The organism is Kitasatospora sp. NPDC024654 (genome assembly GCF_055559155.1).
Genome location: NZ_JBVHLF010000265.1, coordinates 1 through 1,429 on the forward strand (window position 1 = coordinate 1; position 1,429 = coordinate 1,429).

The 1,429-nt window shown below is 66.8% G+C and carries 1 protein-coding gene; it reads right to left on the reverse strand.

Translation table 11 applies throughout. From position 1 onward, the window contains the following. Window positions 1-29 precede the first annotated feature (29 nt). On the reverse strand, window positions 30-1,271 hold the full coding sequence (locus ACZ38L_RS39525; RefSeq protein ID WP_465703003.1) for an IS256 family transposase: 1,242 nt from the start codon (window positions 1,269-1,271) through the stop codon (window positions 30-32). Between the last annotated feature and the right edge of the window lie 158 nt (window positions 1,272-1,429).

Sequence of the window (1,429 nt, forward strand, 5' to 3'; positions counted from 1 at the left end):
GGTCATGTCCCCCTTCGTGGTGTAGCCGATCAATCAGCGGGCGCGTTGGTGGTGTTGGGTAGCGCGGGGGCGCTTTCTGGGAGTTTGGTGGGGTAGAGCTGGTCCATGCTGCCCTCGGGCAGGTAGCGGCGGGGGAAGGCGATCCACTCGTCATGGAGCTCGAAGAGCACGGCGGTGACCAGCCGCAGCAGCGCGTCGTCGTTCGGGAAGACCTGGACGACGTCGGTGCGGCGCTTGACCTCGCGGTTGATCCGTTCCAGCGGGTTCGTCGACTGGATCTTCTTCCAATGTCGCTCCGGGAAGACGGCGAAGGCGGTCAGGTCGTCCTTCGCCTCCAGCAGCATCGCCTTGACCTTGGGGAACTGATTGCCGAGCATGTCGGCGACGGTGTCGAGCTGGGTGCGGACCGCGTCGGCGGTGGGCTGGGCGAAGATCGTGCGGATCGTCGCGGCGACCATCTCCGCCGCCTCTTTGTTGATCACGCTGAAGACATTGCGCAGGAAGTGAACGCGACATCTCTGGTAGGCGGCCCCGAGCATGACCTTGCGGATGGCCTTGACCAGCCCCGAGTGGTGGTCGCCGATGACGAGCTTGACCCCGGTCAGACCGCGTTCGCGCAAGGATCGCAGGAACTGGGTCCAGAACACCTCGGTCTCGCTGTCGCCGACCATCACCCCCAGGACCTCGCGGCCTCCGTCCTCGGTGATCCCGGTGGCGATCACCACGGCCCGGGAGACGATCTGGTGCTCGACCCTCGCCTTGCAGTAGGTCGCGTCGAGGTACACGTACGGGAACCGGACGTGGTCCAGTGACCGGCTGCGGAACGCGGTCAGCTGCCCGTCCAGGTCGGCGCAGATCCGCGAGACCTCGCTCTTGGAGATGCCGGTGTCCGCGCCCAGGGCCTTGACCAGGTCGTCGACCGAGCGGGTGGACACGCCGTGGACGTAGGCCTCCATGATGACCGCGTACAGGGCCTGGTCGATGCGGCGGCGCCGCTCCAGCAGCGCGGGGAAGAAGCTGCCCGACCGCAGCTTGGGGATGGCCAGGTCCAGGTCGCCGGCCTGGGTGGTCAGCGTCTTGTCGCGGTGTCCGTTGCGGAACGCGGTGCGCGTCTCGGTGTGCTCGTTCCACTGGGCGCCGATCCTCGCGGTGGCCTCGGCCTCGATCAGCTCTTGGAGCATCCGCTCGGCCACCCCGCGGACGAGTTCGAGTCCGTCTGCCGAGCGTAGTGACTCCAGCAGGCGAAGTAGGTCAGACTGGGACAGGGCCACCGTGTACCTCCCGCATTGAACTGGCCGTTCACTACGGAGAGTTGCACGGTGGCTGACTCATGCTCAGGGAGCGTGAATCCCTCGCAGGTGTGCGCCCCGGGAGCGAGCCAGCGCACACCTCAACCGTGATCGGCTACACCACACAGCGGGACGCCATC